The sequence below is a fragment of the Propioniciclava sp. MC1683 genome, assembly GCF_014164675.1.
GTDB lineage: Bacteria > Actinomycetota > Actinomycetes > Propionibacteriales > Propionibacteriaceae > Propioniciclava.
Window position 1 is genome coordinate 1 of sequence record NZ_JACJFX010000042.1, and the last position, 21,489, is coordinate 21,489.

Annotated in this window: 21 protein-coding genes and 1 pseudogene; 15 read left to right on the forward strand and 7 right to left on the reverse strand. The window is 68.9% G+C overall.

Annotation, left to right across the window (positions count from 1 at the left end; all coding sequences use genetic code 11):
• On the forward strand, positions 1–224 hold a 224-nt coding region (locus H5397_RS15550; RefSeq protein WP_182814264.1), incomplete at its 5' end, for a transposase.
• On the opposite strand, the pseudogene H5397_RS15555 reads toward H5397_RS15550, so the two are convergent.
• Positions 207–746 (reverse strand): annotated as a pseudogene (locus H5397_RS15555) (FAD-dependent oxidoreductase); the annotation flags it as partial. The gene H5397_RS15550 and the pseudogene H5397_RS15555 overlap by 18 nt on opposite strands.
• Before the next feature lie 43 nt (positions 747–789).
• Positions 790–933, reverse strand: coding sequence for a hypothetical protein (locus H5397_RS15560; RefSeq protein ID WP_182818544.1), 144 nt, complete (start codon positions 931–933; stop codon positions 790–792).
• A gap of 95 nt (positions 934–1,028) precedes the next feature.
• Between H5397_RS15560 and H5397_RS15565 the strand changes: the two genes are divergently transcribed.
• The 3 genes from H5397_RS15565 (at position 1,029) to H5397_RS15575 (ending at position 3,866) form a co-directional block, all read left to right on the forward strand.
• Positions 1,029–1,562 carry a PadR family transcriptional regulator gene (locus tag H5397_RS15565; RefSeq protein ID WP_223202468.1) on the forward strand — a complete coding sequence of 178 codons (534 nt, stop codon included), beginning with the start codon at positions 1,029–1,031 and terminating at the stop codon, positions 1,560–1,562.
• A gap of 32 nt (positions 1,563–1,594) precedes the next feature.
• Positions 1,595–3,283 carry an AarF/ABC1/UbiB kinase family protein gene (locus H5397_RS15570; RefSeq protein WP_182818547.1) on the forward strand — a complete coding sequence of 563 codons (1,689 nt, stop codon included), beginning with the start codon at positions 1,595–1,597 and terminating at the stop codon, positions 3,281–3,283.
• A gap of 100 nt (positions 3,284–3,383) precedes the next feature.
• Positions 3,384–3,866, forward strand: a complete 483-nt coding sequence (locus H5397_RS15575; RefSeq protein WP_182818549.1) for a glutathione peroxidase — start codon at positions 3,384–3,386, stop codon at positions 3,864–3,866.
• Positions 3,867–3,920: 54 nt separating this feature from the next.
• Here the strand turns inward: H5397_RS15575 and H5397_RS15580 are convergent, their stop codons facing one another.
• From H5397_RS15580 to H5397_RS15595, 4 genes are read right to left on the reverse strand one after another with little or no spacing between them, the layout of a single operon-like run.
• Positions 3,921–5,036 (reverse strand): Wadjet anti-phage system protein JetD domain-containing protein, encoded by a 1,116-nt coding sequence (locus H5397_RS15580; RefSeq protein ID WP_182818550.1) that lies wholly within the window; start codon positions 5,034–5,036, stop codon positions 3,921–3,923.
• Complete coding sequence (locus H5397_RS18965) at positions 5,033–8,362, reverse strand: ATP-binding protein (protein ID WP_182818552.1); 3,330 nt, start codon at positions 8,360–8,362, stop codon at positions 5,033–5,035. The genes H5397_RS15580 and H5397_RS18965 overlap by 4 nt, the downstream gene beginning before the upstream one ends.
• A complete protein-coding gene (locus H5397_RS15590; protein ID WP_182818553.1) occupies positions 8,359–8,994 on the reverse strand; it encodes a DUF4194 domain-containing protein in 636 nt (211 codons plus the stop codon). Before H5397_RS15590 ends, H5397_RS18965 begins: the two co-directional genes overlap by 4 nt.
• Positions 8,991–10,451, reverse strand: coding sequence for a DUF3375 domain-containing protein (locus H5397_RS15595; protein ID WP_182818555.1), 1,461 nt, complete (start codon positions 10,449–10,451; stop codon positions 8,991–8,993). Before H5397_RS15595 ends, H5397_RS15590 begins: the two co-directional genes overlap by 4 nt.
• A gap of 186 nt (positions 10,452–10,637) precedes the next feature.
• Here H5397_RS15595 and H5397_RS15600 point away from each other — a divergent pair, with 186 nt between their 5' ends.
• From H5397_RS15600 to H5397_RS15620, 6 genes are all read left to right on the forward strand, one after another.
• On the forward strand, positions 10,638–11,267 hold the full coding sequence (locus H5397_RS15600; RefSeq protein ID WP_255438985.1) for an ATP-binding protein: 630 nt from the start codon (positions 10,638–10,640) through the stop codon (positions 11,265–11,267).
• Between the two features lie 103 nt (positions 11,268–11,370).
• Positions 11,371–11,499, forward strand: coding sequence for a DUF6855 family protein (locus H5397_RS19215; protein WP_375539464.1), 129 nt, complete (start codon positions 11,371–11,373; stop codon positions 11,497–11,499).
• A gap of 63 nt (positions 11,500–11,562) precedes the next feature.
• A complete protein-coding gene (locus H5397_RS15605; protein ID WP_182818558.1) occupies positions 11,563–11,865 on the forward strand; it encodes a helix-turn-helix domain-containing protein in 303 nt (100 codons plus the stop codon).
• Positions 11,862–13,124, forward strand: a complete 1,263-nt coding sequence (locus H5397_RS15610) for a type II toxin-antitoxin system HipA family toxin (RefSeq protein ID WP_182818559.1) — start codon at positions 11,862–11,864, stop codon at positions 13,122–13,124. Before H5397_RS15605 ends, H5397_RS15610 begins: the two co-directional genes overlap by 4 nt.
• Before the next feature lie 251 nt (positions 13,125–13,375).
• On the forward strand, positions 13,376–14,080 hold the full coding sequence (locus tag H5397_RS15615; RefSeq protein ID WP_182818561.1) for an ATP-binding protein: 705 nt from the start codon (positions 13,376–13,378) through the stop codon (positions 14,078–14,080).
• Positions 14,081–14,274: 194 nt separating this feature from the next.
• Positions 14,275–15,471, forward strand: coding sequence for an ATP-binding protein (locus H5397_RS15620; protein ID WP_220492342.1), 1,197 nt, complete (start codon positions 14,275–14,277; stop codon positions 15,469–15,471).
• Here H5397_RS15620 and H5397_RS15625 read toward each other — a convergent pair.
• Complete coding sequence (locus H5397_RS15625; protein ID WP_182818564.1) at positions 15,458–16,147, reverse strand: NUDIX domain-containing protein; 690 nt, start codon at positions 16,145–16,147, stop codon at positions 15,458–15,460. The genes H5397_RS15620 and H5397_RS15625 overlap by 14 nt on opposite strands.
• Before the next feature lie 86 nt (positions 16,148–16,233).
• Between H5397_RS15625 and H5397_RS15630 the strand changes: the two genes are divergently transcribed.
• The 5 genes from H5397_RS15630 to H5397_RS15650 all read left to right on the forward strand — a co-directional run bounded on the left by H5397_RS15630 (position 16,234) and on the right by H5397_RS15650 (position 21,439).
• On the forward strand, positions 16,234–17,973 hold the full coding sequence (locus H5397_RS15630; protein ID WP_182818565.1) for an ADP-ribosylglycohydrolase family protein: 1,740 nt from the start codon (positions 16,234–16,236) through the stop codon (positions 17,971–17,973).
• Positions 17,964–18,413 (forward strand): hypothetical protein, encoded by a 450-nt coding sequence (locus H5397_RS18560; RefSeq protein ID WP_182818567.1) that lies wholly within the window; start codon positions 17,964–17,966, stop codon positions 18,411–18,413. The genes H5397_RS15630 and H5397_RS18560 overlap by 10 nt, the downstream gene beginning before the upstream one ends.
• A 4-nt stretch (positions 18,414–18,417) precedes the next feature.
• Positions 18,418–18,831, forward strand: a complete 414-nt coding sequence (locus H5397_RS15640) for an HD domain-containing protein (RefSeq protein WP_309224387.1) — start codon at positions 18,418–18,420, stop codon at positions 18,829–18,831.
• A gap of 17 nt (positions 18,832–18,848) precedes the next feature.
• On the forward strand, positions 18,849–20,396 hold the full coding sequence (locus H5397_RS15645; RefSeq protein ID WP_182818571.1) for an SIR2 family protein: 1,548 nt from the start codon (positions 18,849–18,851) through the stop codon (positions 20,394–20,396).
• Positions 20,397–20,914: 518 nt separating this feature from the next.
• Positions 20,915–21,439: a helix-turn-helix domain-containing protein gene (locus H5397_RS15650; RefSeq protein WP_182818572.1), complete on the forward strand. Its 525-nt coding sequence runs from the start codon at positions 20,915–20,917 to the stop codon at positions 21,437–21,439.
• Positions 21,440–21,489 lie beyond the last annotated feature (50 nt).

Below are 21,489 nucleotides of genomic sequence, written 5' to 3' on the forward strand. Positions count from 1 at the left end.
AGATCGCCCGTCGCAAGGCCAAGGGCAGCCGCGGCGGTCGCCCACCTGCCTTCGATCCCACCATCTACAAGGGCAGGAACGTGGTGGAACGCTTCTTCAACCGGATCAAGGAGTTCCGCGCCATCGCCACCCGCTACGACAAACTCGCTCGCAACTACCGCGCCGGCCTCGTCCTGGCCAGCACCATCATCTGCCTACGAGACCAGTTACGCGACACGCCCTAGGCGGGCGGCGTGCAGGCCCCGGTCGAGGATGGGGGTGCCGGTGGCGAGCCCGACCCGGTCGGCCGTGAGAGGGCCGCCGCTGGTCGTGAGCCGGACGCTGCCGTGGCCGACGTCTGCGCCGGTGACGCGGACGCCCTCGGCGACGGTCCCGCTGTGGGACCGGAGGTCGGCGAGGAGGGCGTCCAGCACGAGCAGCGGGTGGAGCTGCACCTGGTCGGGCAGGGTCAGGGCGGTGGCGGCGAAGGGCAGTTCCGCGGGGGCGGTCCAGGTGACCGGCAGCCCGGCCGTGGCGCAGGCGTCCGCCTCGGCGCGGAGCGCCTTGTCGCCCTTCTTAGTGGTGGCGTAGGTGTAGGCGTCGCGGCGCTGGTACGGGACGTCGCGGTCGTCCATGAAGCGGACGAGCCACGCCTGCCCCTCGCGCTGGGCCTCGACGTGGGCGCGGAGGAGGTCGTCACCGGCGTGGGCGGCGATGTCGGAGAGGACGGTGCCCTGCAACAGCGACAGCTTCGCGGTGGTGTTGCCGGTGGCGAGGGCACCGACCTGGCGGGCCTCGAGGACGAGGACCCTACTTGCCCGCCCACGCGAGGAGCGCCGCCGTGGTCAGGCCGGTGATCCCCGCACCGACGACCACGACGTCGTGGTGCGTGTCGTCGAGCGGGCCCGGGTTCGGCACCGTGATCGTGTGCGTGGCCATCCAGATGCTCTGCATGGTCGATCCTCACCCTTGGTCAGGGGAGTTGTCCATGGTGCTTGCCTGCCTCGCCTAGAATGGCGACAGGTCGCGATATGTCGTTAGGAGACACCATGCACCATCGTCACGCGCACGGCCCGGGCGGCCGTGGCTTCCAGCAACTCATGGACCTGATCGGGCTCCAGGACGCTCCCCCTGCCGGCGCCGGGCGTGCCCGTCGCGGCGACGTCCGGACGGCCACCCTGCTGCTCCTCACCGAGCAGCCCATGCACGGCTACCAGATCATTCGGGAGATCACCGACCGCAGCGGCGGCGCGTGGAGCCCCAGCGCGGGGTCGGTCTACCCCACGCTGCAGATGCTCGCCGATGAGGGCCTGATCGACTCGGAGCACTCCGAGGGCAAGAAGGTCTATCGCCTGACCGAGTCCGGCGCCGCGGCTGCCGCAGGCCTCGGTGGGCAGCGCGCTCCGTGGGAGGAGGCCGCCGGGACGACGTCCGACCGCACGGCCCTGCAGCAGTCGGCCGCCCGCCTGGCCCAGGCGGTGTTCCAGGTGGCCCGAACGGCCTCGGAGAGCCAGCGCGCCAGCGCGACCGAGGTCCTCGACGAGGCACGCCGGAAGCTGTACAGCCTCCTGGCCCAGGACTGACGCCACTCGCCCCCGACCGACGCGGAGCACGCATGAAGGAATCGACCCTACGCCTGCGCTACTGGCGCATCGTCCTCTTCTTCGGTCGGGTGGTCTTCGGCTTCGTCGCGTGGGAGGTGGTCGGCCCCCGTCTGGGGCTCCGCCGGCTCGCGGAGCGGACGCGCGAGCGGCGCCTCCAGCGGACCGCGGCACGCTTCCGCGTGCTGGCCATCGCCCTCGGCGGGCTCATGATCAAGCTGGGCCAGTTCCTGTCGTCCCGACTGGACGTGCTCCCGCGGTCCATCACGAACGAGCTGTCGGGCCTCCAGGACGAGGTGCCCGCCGAGGAACTCGACTCTCTGCTCTCCGTCGCCACCGCCGAGCTCGGGGGTCCCCTGTCGGAGCACTTCGCCTGGTTCGACGAGGAACCTCTCGCCGCCGCGTCCTTGGGGCAGGCGCACCGGGCCCGGCTGCGCGACGCGGACGCGGACGAACTGGGGTTCCGCGACGTCGTGGTCAAGATCCAGCGGCCGCACATCCAGCAGGTGATCGAGGTCGACCTCGCCGCCCTGCGCCGGGTCGGTCGGTGGCTGACCCGCTATCGCCCCATCGCGTCGCGGGCCAACGTGCCGGGGCTCATCGAGGAGTTCGCCCACACCTCGCTGAACGAGGTGGAGTACCTCGCCGAGGCGGCCAACGCCGAGCGGTTCGCGGAGAACTTCGCCGCCGACCCGCGCGTCAAGGTCCCGCGCATCGTGTGGGAACTCACCAGCCGTCGTGTGCTGACCATGGAGGACGTCTCGGCCATCAAGATCGCCGACCACGCCGCCATCACCGCCGCGGGGATCGATCGCGGGCAGGTCGCCACCGTGCTGGTCGAGAGCTACCTGCAACAGATCTTCCGGGACTCCTTCGTCCACCTCGACCCCCACCCCGGCAACCTCTTCGTCACGCCGATCACCGACCCCGCCCCCGGCGAGCCGGCCTGGAAGCTCACCTTCATCGACTTCGGCATGATGGGCGAGGTCCCCGAGAACCTCCGCGAGGGCCTGACCGAAGCGCTGATCTCCGTCGGCCTGCGCGACGGTGCCCGTGCCGTGCGGTCGATGGAGATCCTGAACGTCATCCTTCCCGGCGCCGACATGCACCTGATCGAGCGGGCGTCCACGGAGGTGTTCGCCCGGTTCGGCGGGATGAGCATGGACGAGTTGGTCAACGTCCCCCCCGAGGAGATGATCGAGTTCGCCGGGCAGTTCCGCGAACTGGTCTTCGAACTGCCCTTCCAGGTGCCCGAGGACATGCTGATGCTCGGCCGATCGGTGGGGATCCTGTCGGGGGTCGCGACCGGCCTGGAGCCGAGCTTCAACGTCTGGGCGGTGCTCACGCCGTACGCAGCCACACTCGTGTCCGGCGAGGGCGGGCTGTCCGTGGACCGGATCGTCAAGGAGGCGGCCGACCTCGGCCGGGCACTCCTGGCGCTGCCGGGGCGGGTCGACCGCGTCCTCACCAGCGCCGAGCGGGGCGAGCTCACGGTGCGGACGCCACGGGTGGCGGCCCAGGTGGAGCGCCTCAACCGCACGGCCCGCGGGACGAACGGGGTGCTCGTCTTCGCGGCGCTGCTCCTCGCGGGCGCGGTCGCGCTCGGGACGGATCCGGTGTTGGGTCGGTGGTTGATGGGGCTGTCCGCGGCGCCGCTGCTGTGGGCGATGATCGCCGGGCGCCCCCCGCGTCCGTTCCACTGAGGGCCTCGCACCGCGGAGGACGCCGCCAGGAACCGGGATGAAACTCGCAGATTCCGGCGTTGGGGAGGAGGACAGCGCACCTCGACGACGAAGGATCAGCATGCCGGCCTTGTACGACTTCACCGCCACGACCATCACCGGCCAGGAGCGCAACCTGGCCGACTACCGCGGGAACGTCGTGCTCGTCGTGAACACCGCGTCCAAGTGCGGCCTGGCGCCCCAGTTCGCCGGGTTGGAGGAGCTGTACAAGCGGCACGCCGACGCTGGCCTCGTCGTGCTGGGGTTCCCGAGCGACCAGTTCATGAACCAGGAGTTCGGCGACGACGCGCAGATCGCCGAGCACTGCCAGCTCAACTACGGGGTCTCGTTCCCGATGTTCTCCAAGGTGGACGTCAACGGCAAGGGCGCCCACCCGGTGTTCCAGTGGCTGCGCAAGGAGACCGGCGGCCTGCTGGGCGACGCGATCAAGTGGAACTTCACCAAGTTCCTCGTCGACCGCGAGGGTCGCGTCGTGCGGCGATACGCGCCCACCGTCGAGCCCGCGCAGATCGAGGCCGACCTGGTGAAGGCGCTCGCGGGCTGACCACAGGGGAGACGCCTGAGCTGGCGTTATCGTCGAGTAGCAGCTGCGCGGGCGTCAGAGACCCATCGCTGCACGGATTTGGCGGTGGGCCGCTTGCCGTGGGATGCGTTCCTGCTCCAAGCGCCGATCGCTGACCCTGACCCGCGCCAGTGCTGCCCGTTCTGCAGCGGTGAGATAGCCCATCTCGCCTCGGAACGGGCGTGGTTCGGAGACAGCCAGCGTCATGAACTCCTCAAGGGTGGCCACATCCATCAGGAGTGAGCGCACCTCCGGAAGGATCGCCCGGACGTGCCCGAGAATCTGGAACCCATAGGTGTCCACATCTCCCCAGTACCACTGGTGCGCACTCTGGATCCAGCCGACTTCAGCAAGTGAGGGGGCCGCGAAGCCCATGCCGTGGACCGCCACCACCCCCGGCAGAGGTGAGAGGGTTCCGATCGTGGTGGCGTTCTCGCAGATGAGCACGTGGGCGGGCGCCCACGCAAGCTTCGACAACTCCACGATGTCGACGGCGAAGTCCGCCACCCCGGTGTCCAGTTCGGGGTCGAGGGTGCGCACCCGGAAACGAACAGGCGTGCGGCGCAAACCGGCGCCTTCGCTCCCCGTGGTGGCGCTCGCCAGTGCTTCCACGGCACTGCGGTGCCGCTCGACCCACTTGGTGTGGACGTCAGGCACCGGTAGCTCTCGTTCCCACAGTCCCGACTCGGGGTGCGTGGCGAGCCAACCCAGAACGGCCAGCAGGCGGACCACGTCAGGCTCTTCCATCCGACCCAGCGTCCTGGCTGAGACCCGTACCGCCTCGGCGAGATCTGCGTCGGGCCAGGCCGCCCGCACGCGCTCGGCCGCTAGAGATGCGCGACTCCAGGTGTCACCATCGCCTGCCAGCCGGGCCATGGCCGCGGGCGTGGCTGTGGCGCGCGCCGGCAGGTGTTGGGCGCCGTGGGCCCGCCACTGCTTCTCGACCCACTGCACCGTCACGCCGTCGGCCCACGCCTGCCGCTGCCAACCGCCGACCCAGTTCGCCACGGCGTCCGGATCGCCGGACATGGTGGTCTCGGTCGGCGGGTGCAGCGGCCACCACCGGGGTGAGTTCGTCCCGGCGAGCCAGCCCGGCCAGTGCGCCCGCCATTGCTTGGTTGCCCATGCGCGGAACTCGCCCGCCGACCTCATAGCAGCGCGTCCTGGACGACCTCGTCCACGTCATCGAGCGGCTCATCGGACTCGAACGCCAGCTGGTGGATCGCGGAGCGCCGGCCCGAGTCATTCGTCACCATCGCGACGCCGCCGACGTAGTCGTCGATCGTCTGGAGCATCTTCATGGGGGTTGCCAGCAGCAGCTGGAAGCCGAATGTCCTGAAGACCTCCAAACCAGCCTGGGTGAACCGGTGGTCGGCCTTGTCGAACGCCTCGTCGATCACCACGAGCGCATACTCCGGCTCGGCCTGCCCCGCTGGCGCGAGTTGGAAGCGCAGGGCCGCAGCCAGACAGAAGGTGACCAGCTTCTGGCGTTCACCTCCCGAACGCCCGCCCGAGCCCGTGAAGACGTCGAGCTGGCCACCATCGGCGTCGAGCACCCGGGCCTGGAACTGCACGTGCTGCCGCGTGTCCAGGCAGCGCTCACGCCACGCCTTCTCGTCGGCCGAACCGAGACGGTCGAGGATGCCCTTCATCAAGGCGAACCGCTCCTCGGCCGCCGTCCGATCTCCGGGGTCGTCGGAGGCGAAGACGTCGGTGATCGAGTCAGCTGTGATGGCGGTGAGCGTGCCCAGGAACTTCTCCACCTCGGGCAGCGCCCGGTCCCGCACGTCGATCTGCAGGTGGCCCCCGGGCGAGAACTCGGTGAGCCGCAGCGACTTGTTGACCTCGTCGACCCGCGTGCGGATTTCGCGGCGCGCGCTGCGGATCTTCATCGAGAGCTGCCCGATGTTGTTGCGAGTCTGCTCTCCCAACAGATGGAAGAACCGTTTCTCGAAGGTCGGCAGTCCGTCGCGCTCAAGCGATCCGAGCCGCTCCAGATACTCGGCGAGGAACTCGACTTCTTCACCCCAGTCGGCGGCCTGGTTCGACCACTCCCTCCGATATGCGCCCATGTGGCGAACGATGTGACGCTCGGTCAAGGACCGGCGCCGGTCGGCCTCGGCGTGGCGTTGACCGAGCTGTTCACGCATTGCCGCTTCGAGCCGCTCGGGCCGCACCGCCAACTCGGACGCCGCGGCCTTCAGCTGCGCGGCCACCGCGTCGGGGACGGGTTCGGCACCCTCAAGCTCCGCCGTGAGGTCGGTGACCCGGATGTCCAGGTCGCGGACGGTCCGGGCCACCTCGTCGTACTTCCCGGCGAGGGTGCGTCGGAGCGCCTCTGCATCCTCGACCGCCGCTTTGGCTCGCTCGAGCGCCAGCTCGAGGGCCGGCGCGTCACGGTGGTCGCTGCGCAGTTGAGCGAGGCGCCCCTGCGTCACGTGCAGTCTCTTCTCCAGCACGGCCAGGTCGAGGTCACCCCATGCGATGGGGTCGAGCTGGGCGAGCGCATCGCGACGCCGCTGTCGGTCGGCATCGCCACGACCCAGTTCGTCGAGTTCCTGCACGGCAGCCGTGACGTCGCGCTCGGCGTCCCTCTGGATCCTGACGAGTTCGGCCTCCTTCGCCTCGATCGAGAAGCCGAGCACCCAGCGGCGCCGCTCATCGACGCGCCCCCGGTCGTCCTTCTCGTGCAGGGTGGCCGAGTGCTTGACCTGGCCGGCCCGCGTGACTGCCCGATCGTGCTGGCGGAACTCAGCGACATGGTCGACGCACGCGTAGTCGAACCGCCGGCGCAGCCGGTCAGCGATCCAATCCCGGTAGGGGCCCTCGGCGAGGTCGACCTTGGCCAACAGTGAGGGTTCGTCGGGAGACCAGTCATCCGCGCATGGGCGATCGGTCGCCACCCTCTCGTACACCAACCGGGCGCCCAGGTACTGGCCATCGATGACCTCCGCGGCGGCGAGGTAGTGCGGCTCGGGAACGACGAGGGTACGGGCGAACGACCCGAGCACGCGCTCGATGGCGCCGTTCCAGGCCGACTCGGAGGGCTTGACCTGAATGAGTTCGCCAGCGAACGGCAGCGTCGACTCGGCCACTTGGAGCCGGTCAGCGAGGAGCTGCCTCGTCGCCAGCAGGCGCGGGTCGAGATTTGATCTGTGCCTGCGGAGCGCTTCGAGGTCAGCATTCACGGCGTCCCTGCGTCGCCGCGCCTCCCCGTGCTGTTGGTGCAGCTCGTACACCCGCGCTTGGTGATCGCGTTGCTCGTCCTCGAACCCGTCAGCAAGTGCCAACAACGTGGTCTGGAACCGCTCGATGTCCGCCGCGGACGAAGGCCAGTCGAGCCCGAGGAAGGCCGCGGTCGCGGTCAGTGCGGCGACCTTCTCGCGGCGCTCCGCGAGCTGTGCCCGCTGCGTGCTCAGGAGTTCCTCGAGTGTCCCGAGTTCTGCACCCGCCGAGCCGTCGAGCGCACGTTGGGCATCGACCCGCCCGCTCTCCGCAGCTTCCCAACGCGCCCCTGCCTCACCCAACTCGGTCTTGAACCGCCCCAGCGCCGGGCGCTGACGAGCCAGGTCTTCTTCAACCTCGAGAAGGTTGCGCCCGGTCAGCCACGTCGTGAGGTGCTCCCCCTCGTCGGTCAACCGGCGGAGCGAGCTCAGGGCAGCCGCGTGGTCGTCACCGAGACCCCGCAGAGGGGTGAGGGCTTCGACCTGCCGGCGGGCGTCAACGACAGCGGCATGGGCGAGCGTGAGCTCTTCGAACTGGCCCACCGTTTGCTCGGCGAGTTCGAAGGTGTCGGGCTCATCAAGCATGGAGTCGCGGAACAGCGAGTCGAGGTTGGTCAGGTTCTTCGCCGACTGGGTCTTGTGCAGCAGCACCTGCGCCTGTTCCGACCCCAACCCCAGCCGGCGCCGGAACTTGTTCGCGAATCCGGTGTAGGCGTCCGCTCCGAACACATCCCAGCCACTGGAGACCTGGCTGAGGCGCCGATTCTCGATACCGTCCTTCGCGTAGGGCTGGAGGGACAGCAGGTCGACCTCTTCGGGCGCGAGCACGAACATCGACTTCAGGTCCGCACCGCTCACGGTGCCAGCGCGCAGGTGGAACAGCCGCAGGAGCGTGGTGAGGGCGCCCCGACCGTCGTCGAAGGTGAGGGCCACACCACTCCAGGTTGGGCCCTTGCGCAGGAAGGCCGTCCCGACCTCACCCGTCTCGGTGTCGGTCTCGCGCTTGTAGGCACCCAACACGTAGGTGACCAGACTACGCTCGCGGTCACCGGTCTCGGTCCCTTGGGCGGCCGCGTTGAACTTCAGCCGCGCAGGACGGACGAGGATGGATGCCATTGCGTCGAGGACCGACGACTTTCCCGCGCCCGACGGGCCGGTGAGCAGCAGCCCCTTGCGCGGGACGTCGAACGACCACGCGCCGTCAAAGGTGCCCCAGTTGACCAGCTGGACGCGGCGTAGTCGGTGCTGGCTCACGACGCCACCAGCCGTTCGAGCTCGCGGGTGACAGCCGCCACCTCGTCGGGACCGAACACGAGGGCCAGGACGGGCGAGACCTCCCACCGCTCCTCGTCGTCGGTGGGAAGCAACACCGAGTTCTTCTTCATCTTGTTGACCGCCGCGCCGATACGGTCGTCGAAGCCCTTCTTGTCGGCGAGGTCAGCGGGGCGGTAGCTGCGCAACTGGTCCTCGATCTCGTCACGGCCCACGAAGGTGCGCACGTCAGTGCCCTGCTGGGCCAGGAGACGCCGCCGCAGGAACAGCAGCAGGGCAGTGTCGAGCAGCGTCAGGGGGTGGTTGCGGACGACCTTGGGGGCGTCCTCCAGCTCGAGGTTACGGACGAACGCGAGCCCGGCCCCGGGATCGAGCACCAGGTCGAGGTAGAGGTCGGCGAGGCGGCTGCGCACGTGGGCCTCATCGCGCACAAGCGCGTTCCACAAACGCCCGTCGCCGGCTGACGAGCGCAGGTAGGGGCCACGGATCAGGGCGAGGAGCACGCGTCGGGTGGCCGGCGAGAGCTCGCCGTGGTCCTCCACCGGTTCGCGCGCATCGTCATCGAACTCGTCGACCTGCTCAGCCGCACGCCGGGGGGCGGGTTGGATCGTCATGGCTCGCTCCAGTGCTGGGGTACCTCACCGAAAACGTAGCGGGGCGCCCTGACACTCTTCATCCGGCCGGTGGGCGAGGTCCAGGTCCAGACCTCGTCGCCGGCGGCGCGCGTGGCATGTTCGGTGGCGAGCAGCAACAGACCGACCACGGACGCCAACCCTTGTGTCGCGGGGAACCGGGCCAGCACATCAGCCACCGTGGGTCCAGGAACGTCGACGACTGTGGCCGCCACAGCCCGCTGCAACTCGGGGAAGTCGATCTCGGTGAGGCGGACTAGTGCGCGGAGTTGCTCGATGTCGAGGTCCCCGGAGTCGTGCGCGAGCACCTCGGCGGTCGAGCGCAGGTCGGCAGGGTTGTGCAGGCTCCACGAACCGATCGAGCTGATCGCAACCGACGTGAGGTCGATCTCTCGGCCGGTGGGGTGAATCGGGGACAGCTCCTGCAGGGCCGCGAACGCGGCCTGCTCAGCCCGGTCGATGATGGCCGCGAGCCGCTTGTGCTCGCGGTATTCCTGGGTTTCGACGAAGCGTCGCAGGCTGCGGGAGAAGCTGGTCAACGTCTGGCGCACTTGGGCGCTCTCACGCTGGAGCGTGGTGAGGAACTGGCGCAGGAACGCCGCGTCCTGGCTGGCGAGTACTTGGGTGAAGGACCGTTGGAGGACGGCGTCCACGGCCTCGTCGAACGCGTCCGTGAGGCCCGGGTCGAGCAACAGCCGGTGAAAAGCCGTGAAGGTACGTCCGGCGTCGGACTCCTCGATGACATCGACGCCGGCGAAGACGCGCTCGAGAACGCCACCCCGCGACCCCTCGTGGTTGATGATCTGTTCGCGCAGTGCCTGGTTGAGGTGGTCGAGGTCGTCGGCGACCTTGGCGAAGTCCCCGGGCACCTCCTCGGCGAGGCGCAGAATCTCTCGCAGGCGCTCGGACGCCGCAGCATCCGACAGCGGCTCGAACTCGCCGGACTCGACCCGGGCGATCTCAGCCTCAAGCACGTCCCGCTGGGCTCTGAGTGCCTCGAGCCGGCTCGTCGGCACGGGGTCGGAGTCGCGGGCCAAGGTCGACAGCAGGTCGGTGACGTTGGCGAGACGCGAGGAGGTCACGCTGGACCGGGGTTGCTCGACCGCGGCGACGAACCGGACGGCGTCCGCCGCCGAACGGGACAGCTCGACCGTCTCGTCTCGACTCTCGGTGGGCCGGCGGATGAGGATGCCGTCGCGGATCCAGCTCGCGACGTACTGCTGAGCCGTCTGTGGTAGAGGGAAGCCTGCGTCACGGAGTTCGTCAAGGTCGTCGGTGACCAAGGCCAAGAACTCGGCGTAGGGCAGCGCGCGGTGGTCGGTGAACCTCCGAGCCAAGACCGCCACCAGGACGGGCATGAGGTCGGCGCGCAGCAACTTGAGGCCCGGCGACTGCGCCGTGCGCTGAGCGGCAAGCGCGCTCCCCGTCGGACCGGCCATGCGGGTCAGTCTAGGGGCGAGCTCTTCGACGAGCGGCCCCAGAGGGAGTTTCCCAGCGCGTTCGTCCGCATTCTTCGCTTCGGTGACACCGAGCGCGGCGTCGGCGCGGGGATGACATTGGAGGAGGACGGAGACCACCGCGTCGAAGGCTCCCTGCCACAGCAGATCGAGCGAGCATCTGCGCTGATGGATCGACTGATGCCCAAGTGGCGCCAACTGGCACAGAGCGGCTTCTTCGAACCGACCCACCGCATCCCGGAGGGAGCATGGCTGGAAGGCCTGGTCAACGCAGTGGTCCACCGCTCCTACAGCATGATGGGCGACCACATCCGGGTTGAGATCTTCCCCAACCGCCTCGAGATCTTCTCCCCAGGACGGTTCCCGGGCCTCGCCGATCCGCGCCACCCTCTGCAGATCCCCCGCTTCGCACGCAACCCGCGGATCGCGCGGGTGCTGTCGGACATGGGGGTGACTCGCGAACTCGGTGAAGGCATCAAGCGCATGTTCGAGGAGATGCGCCGACGGGGGCTCAGCGACCCGATCTACACGCAGACCCCAGGCGGCGTCCGGTTGACCCTGCTGGCCACCGATGCGGTGCCGCCAGAGGTTCTGGCCCGCCTGACGCCCAGCTCCCGGGGCGTACTGGACACGCTGCGTCTGATCGGCGCTCCCGCAGGCACGGGGCAGTTGGCGGATGCGGCGGGCATCACCCGGATGACGGCAACGCGCGCGCTCAGCGCCTTGGCAGCCGAGGGACTGGTCACGTGGCAGGGCACGTCCAAACGAGACCCCCGCGCGACATGGTCACTCACCTGAGCTGTAACACCTACTGCAACATTGATGTTGCAGTAGGTGTTACAGCTTGATCCACGCGCGTGCGAGGATCCCCCCATGGCCGGAACCGGAAACCTGAGGATCCGTGACAGCTCACCACAGCGCCGGGCACGTCGAGCTACACCATGCACTGTCGCCGCTTCTCGAAGAGCTCGGTCTGGTCGAGCTGGAGCACAATCCCGGCGGCAACCGAGTGCGTTCGTTTCAGCCCTGACCTCCCACTGGCCAGCACCCCTGCACCTGTCGCCTAATGACGACAACGTGATACTGTCGCCGCATGGCGACACCTCGGATCCATGCGGCCGCAGCCCTCGGTGATCTCGTGCGTGAGGCCCGGCTGGCCCAAGGCCTGTCGCAGACCGAGCTCGCCGCCGATGCAGCCGTCGGCCGCCAGTGGCTGGTCGGGTTGGAAGCCGGAGACAAGGCGTCGGCACCCCTCGACATGGTGCTGCGCGTCCTCCACGCCCTGGCCCTGGACGTCACGCTCGCAGGCTCGCACCGCGAGGGGCGACCACTCCCGGAGCGTCCGACGCTGCCCAGCGCCTCCGACATCCTCTCTCGCTACGAGAAGCGGCCATGACCGCGCTGCACGTCGTGATGAACGGCCGCGTGATCGGTCGAGTTGAGGGCCGTGGCGACCGGGTGCGGCTGCGCTACGAAGCTGATCTCGACCCGGGAGTCGACGCTCCGCTCTCGCTGAGCATGCCGCTCACGCAGGCACGGCACCGGGGGCGTCCGGTGTCGTGGTGGCTGAGGGCCCTGCTGCCCGACCGTGAACGCCTGCTCATGCGCTGGCGCGCCCGCTTCGGGATCACGGACCTGCACCCGGAGAGCCTCCTCGCCCACATCGGCGAGGACGTTGCGGGTGCTGCCCAGATCGTCCGGGAGGATCGGCTGGCGGCGGTGCTGACCGACCCTGGCGGGCTGACGCCGTTGACCGACGCCGAGGTGGCCGGCCTCATCTCGGCGGCACGCATGGACGCCCTCCCCCATGACGCCACCCACGGCACGGGACGCTTCTCTCTCGCTGGGGCCCAGGCGAAGATCGCCCTGCAACGGCAGGTCGACGGCACGTGGGCACTCCCCAGCGGACGTGAGCCATCGACGCACATCTTCAAGCCGGCGATCCCCGGCCTCGAGGACCAGGACGTCACCGAGGTCGCGACGATGCGCACCGCCGCCGAACTCGGGTTGCCCACCGCCCACACGTTCATCGCCGAGTTCGGGGGCCAACGGGTCATCGGCGTGGAGCGGTACGATCGGGTGCTCGCCGAGGGACGGTGGTGGCGCATTCACCAGGAGGACCTCTGCCAGGCTGGCGGCCTCGACCCCGCGCGGAAGTACGAGTCGCAGGGTGGCCCGGGCGTGCGCGCGTGCGCCGACCTGCTCGGGCAGGCCGCCCCGGGCGATGTGGAAACCTTCGCGCGCGCGGTGATCTTCAACTACCTCATGCGCGGCTCTGATGCCCACGCCCGCAACTACTCGCTCTTGATCACCCCCGGGGACGTCCGCCTGGCACCCCTCTACGATCTGAACAGCACCTTGACCTTCGGTGCGGCCGCCGAGGCGACGCACCTGGCCATGGCCGTCGGCGGCGAGGATCGACTGGACGAGATCTCGGTCGGCAACTGGCGGCTGTTCGCGGCCGAACTCAAGCTGCCCGAGGAGTGGGTGCTGGGGGAGGTACAGACCATGGCAACACAGATCCCGGACGCCGTCGCCACCTCGTGCGCGGCGGATGACGTTCGCGGGGTTGCGGATGCGACGCTAGCCACCCTGAACGATCGGGTGGGCGCATGGGCGACGCGATGCTCGAAGCGGCTCACGACCACCACATGATCGGCGACCACGCGACCCTTCAACAGGCACACGCTCCAGTCAGGGAGCGCTCGATCCAACACTCCGTGCAGACCTCCCCGGATCGCGCCACTTCCCTGTTGGAGTCATCCCGGTTCTGGAACGTCGACAGGATGATCCAGTACAGGGTCTCGTCACCGTGACGCAGTGCGGTGGCCGCCTTGCGGGCGATGTAACCGGGGTGACGGTCCAGTAGCGTCCTGCCCGCCTCAGATCGGGGCGTGGGATCCTCCATGACCTTGGAAGATGACGGCGATCACCGGGTGGAGGGCTCACTCCAACACCAGATCCGCGAGGCGGCGGAGATCATGACCCGCCTGATGCCGAAGTGGCGGCAACTTGCCCAGAGCGGCCTCTTCGAACCCACCCACCGCATCCCGCAGGCAGCCTGGTTGGAGGGGCTGGCCAACGCGGTGACGCACCGCTCCTACAGCATGATGGGCGATCACATCCGGGTGGAGATCTTCCCCAACCGCCTGGAGATCTACTCCCCGGGCCGGTTTCCGGGAATCACCGACCCGACCAAACCTCTGCAGATCTCGCGCTATGCCCGGAATCCGCGGATCGCCCGCGTGTTGTCTGACATGGGCATCACCCGCGAGCTTGGGGAAGGGATCCAACGCATGTTCGAGGAGATGCGCCGACGGGGACTTGCTGACCCCATCTACACCCAGAGCGCGGAGGGAGTTCGTCTCACCCTCCTCGCAGCAGATGCCGTTCCTGCCGAAGTCATGGCCCGCCTCACGCCGAGCGCCAAACACATTCTCGACGCACTTCGGTTGCTCGGCGCCCCGGCCGGCACGGGCCAGCTGGCCGAACTGGCGGGGGTCACTCGCATGACCGCAACCCGAGCACTCAGCGCCTTGAGCGACGAGGGTCTTGTCGAGTGGCAAGGGACCTCGAAGCGGGACCCCCGCGCGGTTTGGGCCCTGACCTGAGCTGTAACACCTACTGCAACATTCGAATGTTGCAGTAGATGTGAGGTGGAGGCCCCGTTCGGCGAGCGCCGCCGTCCACACTCACACCCACGTGCGGCCCCACTGCATGCGCGGCCAGTACCTGAAGTGAAGACCCCCCGCTGCCAGACTCCTGACACTGGTGCAAATCTAATGTGTGATGTTAGATTTGCATGGTGATCGAGCGGTTCAAGGCGCAGGAACTCCGGCGTCGAGTCAGCACGTCGGCTGCCACGGTGCTCTTGGGTCCACGGCAGGTCGGCAAGACGACGTTGGCGCGCGAACTCGCTGACAGCTGGCCGGGGGGCGCCACCTACCTCGACCTGGAGCGGCTGGCCGACCGTCGCCGCCTCGACGATGCGGACGCCTACCTGCGGAACCAAGCCCCCCACCTGGTGGTCCTGGACGAGGTCCACCGCGTCCCCGAGTTGTTCGCCACCCTGCGCGGCGTCATTGACGACAACCGCCGGGCGGGCTTCAGGACCGGGCAGTTCCTGCTCCTCGGGTCGGCGTCCCTCGACCTGATCCAGATGTCCTCGGAGAGCCTGGCCGGCCGGGTCGCGCACGTCGAACTGAGTGGGATCAACGTCGACGAGGCGGCTGCCGACGGCATCCCCCCGGAGCAGCTGTGGCTGCGAGGCGGGTTCCCCGACTCGCTCACCGCCCACGATGACCGGACCTCGCTCGAGTGGCGCCAGGACCTGATCCGGGCCTACCTGGAGCGCGATGTGCCCATGTTCGCCCCCCGCATCCCCGCCGAGACGCTCCGCCGGCTCTGGACCATGCTGGCGCACTCCAGTGGGGGCCTGCTCAATGCGAGTCGGCTGGCGCAATCGCTGGGGGTGTCCGGCCCCACGGTGGATCGCTACATCGACCTCCTCGTCGACCTGGGGCTCACGAGGCGACTCACGCCTTGGTTCACCAACACCGGCAAACGCATGACGAAGTCCCCGAAGGTGTTCGTCAGGGATTCGGGACTCCTCCACGCCTTGCTCGAGCTCACCACCCTCGACGACCTGCTCGGCCACCCCTCGGCCGGGCCCAGTTTCGAGAGCCATGCCGTCGAGAGCCTCATCGACGCAGCACCGACCTCGTGGCAGGCCCACCACTACCGGACGGCCACCGGCAACGAGGTCGACCTGGTCCTGGTGGAGGGCGGGCGGCCCCACACCGCGGTCGAGGTCAAGCTGTCCACGGCACCGACTGTGAGCGCCGGTTTCCACCGCGCTTGCGACGACCTCGGGGTGGAGAACCGATGGGTCGTCCACCCCGGCGCCGAGGATGAATACACCACCTCGGGCGGCGTCGGCGTCATCGGCCTGGGCGCACTGGTCGCCAAACTCCGCGAAGGCGCGGGGCTCAGCGCCGCATGATCGGCGGGAACAGGGTCGTCGCACTCCCCCGCCGAAACACCTTGGCCGGACGCCCCCGCCCGCGGATGACTTCCCCCGTGTCCTCGACGAACCCCTCGGCGGTCGTCACCTTGCGCTGAAAGTTCCGGTTGTCGAGTTCGGTGTCCCACACCGCCTCGTAGACCCGCCGCAGTTCGGGCAGCGTGAACGTCTCCTCGCAGAACGCCGTCGCCACGGTCGAGTACTCCAGTTTCGACCGCGCCCGCTCGACCCCGTCGCGCAGGATCACCGCGTGGTCGAACGCCAGCTCTCGTCCGTAAGCCTCGGTCAGGGGCACCCACTCGGCGAGGTCGGCGTCCGTGTCGGGGGTGGGGTCGGGCAGGTCGGCGCCCAGGGCCAACCAGGCCACCGACACGACCCGCTCGGGTCGCGGGTCGCGGCCGGGGTCGCCGTAGCTGCGCAGCTGCTCGAGCACCACGTCACGTTCACCGAGTCCGGCCTCCTCGGCGAGCTCGCGGGCGGCGGCCTGTTCCAATGATTCGGTCTGGCGCACGAACCCGCTCGGCAGCGCCCACCGCCCCCGGAACACCGAACTTGCCCGCCGCACCAGCAGCACGCACAGGACGCCCTCGCGCAGCGTCAGCGCCACCACATCGCACGCGACCGCGAACACCGGGAACTTCGACGAGAAGACCATGGCTGCCACTTTACATGTGAGTTTGACACTCACGAACCGGTGCCCTACCTTTGAAGTGTGAGTTGAACATGAAAGGTGGTGGGGGCATGAAGCTGACGACCCTCCAGAAGGACCGGGCGGCGGGCGTCCTGCTCGGACAGGCGATCGGGGATGCCCTGGGCGTCCCGTACGAGTTCGGCCCGAAGATCGCGCCCGGGCAAGCACAGATGATCGGCGGCGGACTGGGTCCGTACGCGCCCGGCGAGTGGTCCGACGACACCCAGATGGCCGTGTGCATCGCCGAGGTGACGGCGTCCGGGGCCGACGTGACGACCGACGACGGCCTGCGCCGCGTCGCCGAGCGGTTCGTCGAGTGGAAGGCCGAGGGTGCCACCGACATCGGCAACCAGACGCGCGACGTCCTCAGTCGGGCCGGCCGCGGCACCGACCTGCTCACCACCATGCAGGCCGCGTCGGCTGAGCAGGCCGCCCAGGACCGCGCCGGCAACGGCGCACTGATGCGCACCGGCATCGTCGGGTTGGTCGCCCTCGGCGACGCGACGAAGACCGCGGACGCCGCCGCCCGCGTCGCCTCCCTGACGCACGCCCACCCCCTCTGCGTGGAGTCCGCCATCCTGTGGTCGGAGGCCATCCGCGAGGCGGTGGTCCACGGATGGTTCGACCTGCGCGTCGGGCTGCGACTCCTACCCCGCGAGCGCCAGGAGGGATGGTCCCGTTGGATCCGCGAGGCCGAGACCGGCGCAGCGGACCTCACCCGCAACGGCTTCACGGTGACGGCCCTGCAGGCCGCGTGGTGGGCGATCCACTCCACGCGGCACGTCCAAGGCCCCGACCACGTCGAGGCCGCACTGCAGGCGGCGATCGCGATCGGGCACGACACCGACACGGTCGCGGCCATCGCCGGCGCGCTGCTGGGCGCCCGCTACGGGGTGTCGGGGCTGCCCTCCGACCTCGCCCGCCGGGTGCACGGCTGGCCCGGACTGCGCGGCCGCGACCTCGTCCGCCTCGCCCTGGCCACGGCGACCCCGGGTGGGACGCCCCCCGAGTCGCACCTGAGCGGCCTCTCCCGCCCGCTCGGGGTTCCGCACCCCGACGACCCGGGCGTGATCCTCGGCACCGAGGCCGACCTGGCCCGCACCCGTGAGCTCGGCGTCACCGCGGTGGTCTCGCTGTGCCGGGTCGGGGCGTCCGAGGTGCGTGCGGCAGGCGTCGAGCCGGGCAAGCACGCCGAGGTCTGGCTCATCGACAAGGAGGAGCCGGACGCCAACGCCCACCTCCCCTGGACCCTCGCCGACGCCGCCCGCACCGTCGCCACCCTGCGCGACGCCGGTGAGCGTGTGCTGGTGCACTGCGTGCACGCCCACCACCGGACGCCGTCCGTCGCGATGGCCTACTCCCGGCTGCGTGGCGTCGAGGCCGGTGCCGCCGAGCGGATCCAGGAGGCGCTCGGCCCGATCAATGGCCGGCTGTGGCGCACGGCGTCCGAACCGGAAGCGGCAGCGTTGGAGGCCAGACTCGACCTGCTCGAGTCGATGTGGCTGGCCAGCGTGCGCGAGGCCACCTACCCCGGCCCGAATGAGTACCACCGGGCCCGACGCCTGTCGGCTCCCAGCCTCCCCCGCGAAGATGTCACTGCGCTGATCGGCCACGACAAGGCCGAACGCCTGCGGGCGGCCGAACGGGCACTCAGCCAACTCGACCTGATGCTGGGCGCCGACCTGAGCCAATACCGCAAGGACTCCGAGCACCTGCGCAGGGCCCTGCTCGCGTGGGCCGCAATCTCCCCGTGGAAGAACGAGATGTGGAAGGACGAGGAATGGACCTGATCCCCTTCATCGCCCGGCGCATCGCCATGCAGCTGCGACGGCTGCGCGCTACCGGTCACTCGCTGACCGTCGACGTCGGCGATGTCTACTACCAACTGGCCTCGTACGACGCGAACCAGCTGCTCGTCGAGGTGAGCTCGAACCAGTTCCTGCCCCACGGCGCCGGTCTGGACGGCATTGCCCAGAAGGCCCTCGCCGCTGCCGGCTTCACGGCCCCCGAGGAGGACTGGTCCAACTGGCACATCAAGCTGGAGGACCCGACTTCCTCCGAGATGATCGACGCCGCGATCGCCCTGACTGCGGCGCTCCTCGAGGTCTACCGGGTTCCCTTGCCCGACCTGCTCAACGGCCTGCTGGACGAGTTCGCCCGCTCGCACCCCGACTACCGCATCGACCCCGCGTGGGTCGAGACGCTGGTGGGTGACCGTGCCTACTCCTGAACAGGTGGCGACGGACGCCCACGCCGGCCAGGTCGACAAGGCGGGCCTGCCCTATATCGAGCACCCGCGCCGTGTAGCGGCTCGGGTGGCCGCCCAGACCGCCGACCCGGACGCCCTCGCCGCGGCTTGGCTGCACGACGTGGTCGAGGACACCGCGGTCGGGCTCGACGAGTTGCGTCAGCTCGGGTTCAACGAGCGTGTTCTGGACGCCGTGGATGCACTGACCCGTCGCCCCGGTGAAGGGGACGCGTACTACAGGCGCGTGGCCGCAAACCCGATCGCGCTGATGGTGAAGCGGGCCGACATCGCCGACAACACCGATCCCGTACGGATGCAGCGACTGACATCCGAGGAGGTCGAGTGGTTTCGGCACAAGTACGACCACGCGCTGCGACTCTTGGCGCGCTCATCACGTTGACGCAATAGTCTCGCGCCATGGGGAATCGCGGTCACCTCTTCGTCGTCCAGGCCGACCTGACTCGACTCGCTGCGGACGCCTTCCTGATCCCGTGCGACGAGCAGCTGAACGTGAGCGGAACGTGGCGTCCGTTCATCGATGGGGGCCCCGCCCAGCCAGCCGACCGGTGGTTCAAGCCCGCCGACGTCCAACTGGAGAACGGCTTGGCCGTGCTTCCCGATCCCACCCCCGAGAAGCCGCAGCGGCCGGATGAGGTGGTGGGGCTGCGCGTGTTGGTCGACACCGTGGGTCCCCACTCGATCAACGACATGGTCGAACGGGCCTTGGACGCGGTCCACGTGGCGGCCGACAAGGCGTCCAAGCACAGCGGTCGCGCATTGCCCCTCGTCGCGCTCCCCATCCTGGGTGTGGGGCAGGGCAGGTTCCCGGGTCAGCGGGCTGAGGTGGTGCGGTTGCTCGTGTCACGACTCCACGACTTCGTAGCTGACCACCCGATCGACGTGGCGCTCGTCCTGCGAAGGACCTCTGACTTCGCTGCGGTCCAGTGGGCTCGTCAGCTAGTCGAATCTGAGGGTCAGGACGCTTGGCCTGAACTCGCCGAGCTTCGACCCCTTGCGGACGAGCTAGGCGACAAGGCCGGTCGCGGCGAGTTGTCACTGTTCGTCGGGGCCGGAGCCAGCAAGCCCGTCGGGTTCCCCGACTGGCAGGAACTTCTTGAGGAACTCGACACCCACAAGCGCCTCGACTTCAGCGGTAACCCCAACTACCCGCAGCTGGCCGAGCAACTCGATGTCCCTGACCTGAACGACCGCATTGCTTCCCGCTTCAGCACCCGCAAGCATGCGATCAGCCATGGCCTGCTTGCTGGTCTCCGGGCGCAAGCCCAAGTCACCACGAACTACGACCCGTGCCTCGAGAACGCCGGGCTCGCCACGTACGGTGTGGGCGGCCAACGAGTGCTTGCCCGCCAGCTGGCCCGTGGCGGCACGCCTTGGCTTCTGAAGCTGCATGGCGACTTGGCCAAGCCAGACACGATCGTGCTCACCGAGACGCAGTACCGGCAGCTGGAGGGCGACAAGAAGGCCCTGCGTGGCGTCGTTCAAGCGCTCATGCTGACCAGCCACCTACTGTTCGTGGGCTTCGGTTTCGCCGACGACGACTTCCTGGCCATGTCGGAAGCCGTCGACCACATTCGTGCGCTCGCGGACGACACCGAACGGGGACCGGTGGGAACGGCCATCGAGCTTCGCGACTCCAGTGCCGATCCTGATCGGCGGCGGTTCGCCGAACTCGACTACCGCGCCATGTCGCCTGCAGACGGCAGCATCGGCGAAGCTGCGCGACGCCTCGAGATCTTCCTCGACCGAGTGGCCTGGAAGTGCCAAGTCGCAGGAGCCGGTCGGGCAGCATTCCTACTTGACGCTGACTATCGGGGAGGCGCCGATCCGCGCGATGAAGCTCTCATCCATGCCTTGACTCGGTTGAGCAAAGCGCGTGCCGAGTGGGGCACCTCAGCCGGGTCACAGGATGTGCTTCACCTTCTCCAACGACTGGGCCTCCGGTAGCCGCCAGACGGGTGAGCCTTCATCTCGATGCGCGGCATTGCCCCCAGCCGTGTCTCGGTCCGGAGTCCAGGCAACCGCGGAGATACTCGAATCGTTCAGAGCCCGGATCGCAAACCTCCAAGTCCGCAACAATGACCCCCTGTTGGCGCGGGTCCGTCAGCCATTCGTGCCAAGCCCGCCACTGGCCAAGCTCAAGCCATCCGCGCCGTGCCGCCTCGAACTCGTCTTCGCATAGCCGGACGTAACGATGCCGAGCCTGATTGTGCTCAGATGAGCCCGTCGCACTCCTCAGGAGGTCGTCGTCAATCTGGCTCTTCAACCTTGAGGTGGGGGTGAGCGCGACACGCCGGAGCGCGGGGTGAGGGTGGTTGGGGGTCGAGGCCTTCAGGATCGGAAGCGTCTCTTCAACCTGACCGGAAGGCCTCGACGTGTCCGAGCCTACGGGGTGCTGCTGCGCTTCCACGACCCCTTCGTACTGTGACCATTGCGACCTGCTGGTCGGCCTGGACGGCTTGCACGTGGTCGACGTCGACAAGACCGGCCATGGCGTTCTGGTGGTCACGATGGAGTCGGCGCCGACGGTGATGGGCTGCCCGACGTGTGGGGTGGTCGCTGAGAGTCGCGGCCGACGCACGACCACGCTGGTGGACATCCCGTGTTTCGCCCGGCCGACCCGTTTGCGGTGGCGCAAACGCACGTGGCGGTGCCTGGGGCCGGCGTGCCCGACCAGGGTGTTCACCGAGCAGGACGAGCAGATAGCCCGCCCGCGCGGGCTGTTGACCACCCGGGCGTGCCGGTGGGTGCTCGAGCAGGTCCGCCGTGAGCACGCCTCCATCCACGGGCTGGCGCGTCAGTTGGGGGTGGCGTGGAAGACGGTGTGGGGCTCGATCCAACCCATCCTGGCGACGCTGGCCGACGACGAGGCCCGGTTCGCCGGCGTGACCACCCTCGGGGTGGACGAGCACCTGGTGCGCCACGAGGCGCTGTTGTTTCGGATGGAGGTGAGAGACCTGCATCGCCCCGCTGTCGTAGCAGTGGGGTGAAGCTGGCGGCAGCCTGACTTCGGGGAACGCCGGGGTTGGGTGGGAGCAGC

Bases quoted from the DNA above. Each gene is read 5' to 3' on its own strand.
- H5397_RS15600 (WP_255438985.1), top strand. From the start codon at position 10,638: ATGGATCGACTGATGCCCAAGTGGCGCCAACTGGCACAGAGCGGCTTC.
- H5397_RS15575 (WP_182818549.1), top strand. From the start codon at position 3,384: ATGCCGGCCTTGTACGACTTCACCGCCACGACCATCACCGGCCAGGAG.
- H5397_RS15580 (WP_182818550.1), bottom strand. From the start codon at position 5,036: ATGAGGTCGGCGGGCGAGTTCCGCGCATGGGCAACCAAGCAATGGCGG.
- H5397_RS15615 (WP_182818561.1), top strand. From the start codon at position 13,376: ATGACCTTGGAAGATGACGGCGATCACCGGGTGGAGGGCTCACTCCAA.
- H5397_RS15565 (WP_223202468.1), top strand. From the start codon at position 1,029: ATGCACCATCGTCACGCGCACGGCCCGGGCGGCCGTGGCTTCCAGCAA.
- H5397_RS15610 (WP_182818559.1), top strand. From the start codon at position 11,862: ATGACCGCGCTGCACGTCGTGATGAACGGCCGCGTGATCGGTCGAGTT.
- H5397_RS15630 (WP_182818565.1), top strand. From the start codon at position 16,234: ATGAAGCTGACGACCCTCCAGAAGGACCGGGCGGCGGGCGTCCTGCTC.
- H5397_RS15595 (WP_182818555.1), bottom strand. From the start codon at position 10,451: ATGGCCGGTCCGACGGGGAGCGCGCTTGCCGCTCAGCGCACGGCGCAG.
- H5397_RS18560 (WP_182818567.1), top strand. From the start codon at position 17,964: ATGGACCTGATCCCCTTCATCGCCCGGCGCATCGCCATGCAGCTGCGA.
- H5397_RS15560 (WP_182818544.1), bottom strand. From the start codon at position 933: ATGCAGAGCATCTGGATGGCCACGCACACGATCACGGTGCCGAACCCG.
- H5397_RS15645 (WP_182818571.1), top strand. From the start codon at position 18,849: ATGGGGAATCGCGGTCACCTCTTCGTCGTCCAGGCCGACCTGACTCGA.
- H5397_RS15590 (WP_182818553.1), bottom strand. From the start codon at position 8,994: ATGACGATCCAACCCGCCCCCCGGCGTGCGGCTGAGCAGGTCGACGAG.
- H5397_RS15625 (WP_182818564.1), bottom strand. From the start codon at position 16,147: ATGGTCTTCTCGTCGAAGTTCCCGGTGTTCGCGGTCGCGTGCGATGTG.
- H5397_RS15570 (WP_182818547.1), top strand. From the start codon at position 1,595: ATGAAGGAATCGACCCTACGCCTGCGCTACTGGCGCATCGTCCTCTTC.
- H5397_RS15605 (WP_182818558.1), top strand. From the start codon at position 11,563: ATGGCGACACCTCGGATCCATGCGGCCGCAGCCCTCGGTGATCTCGTG.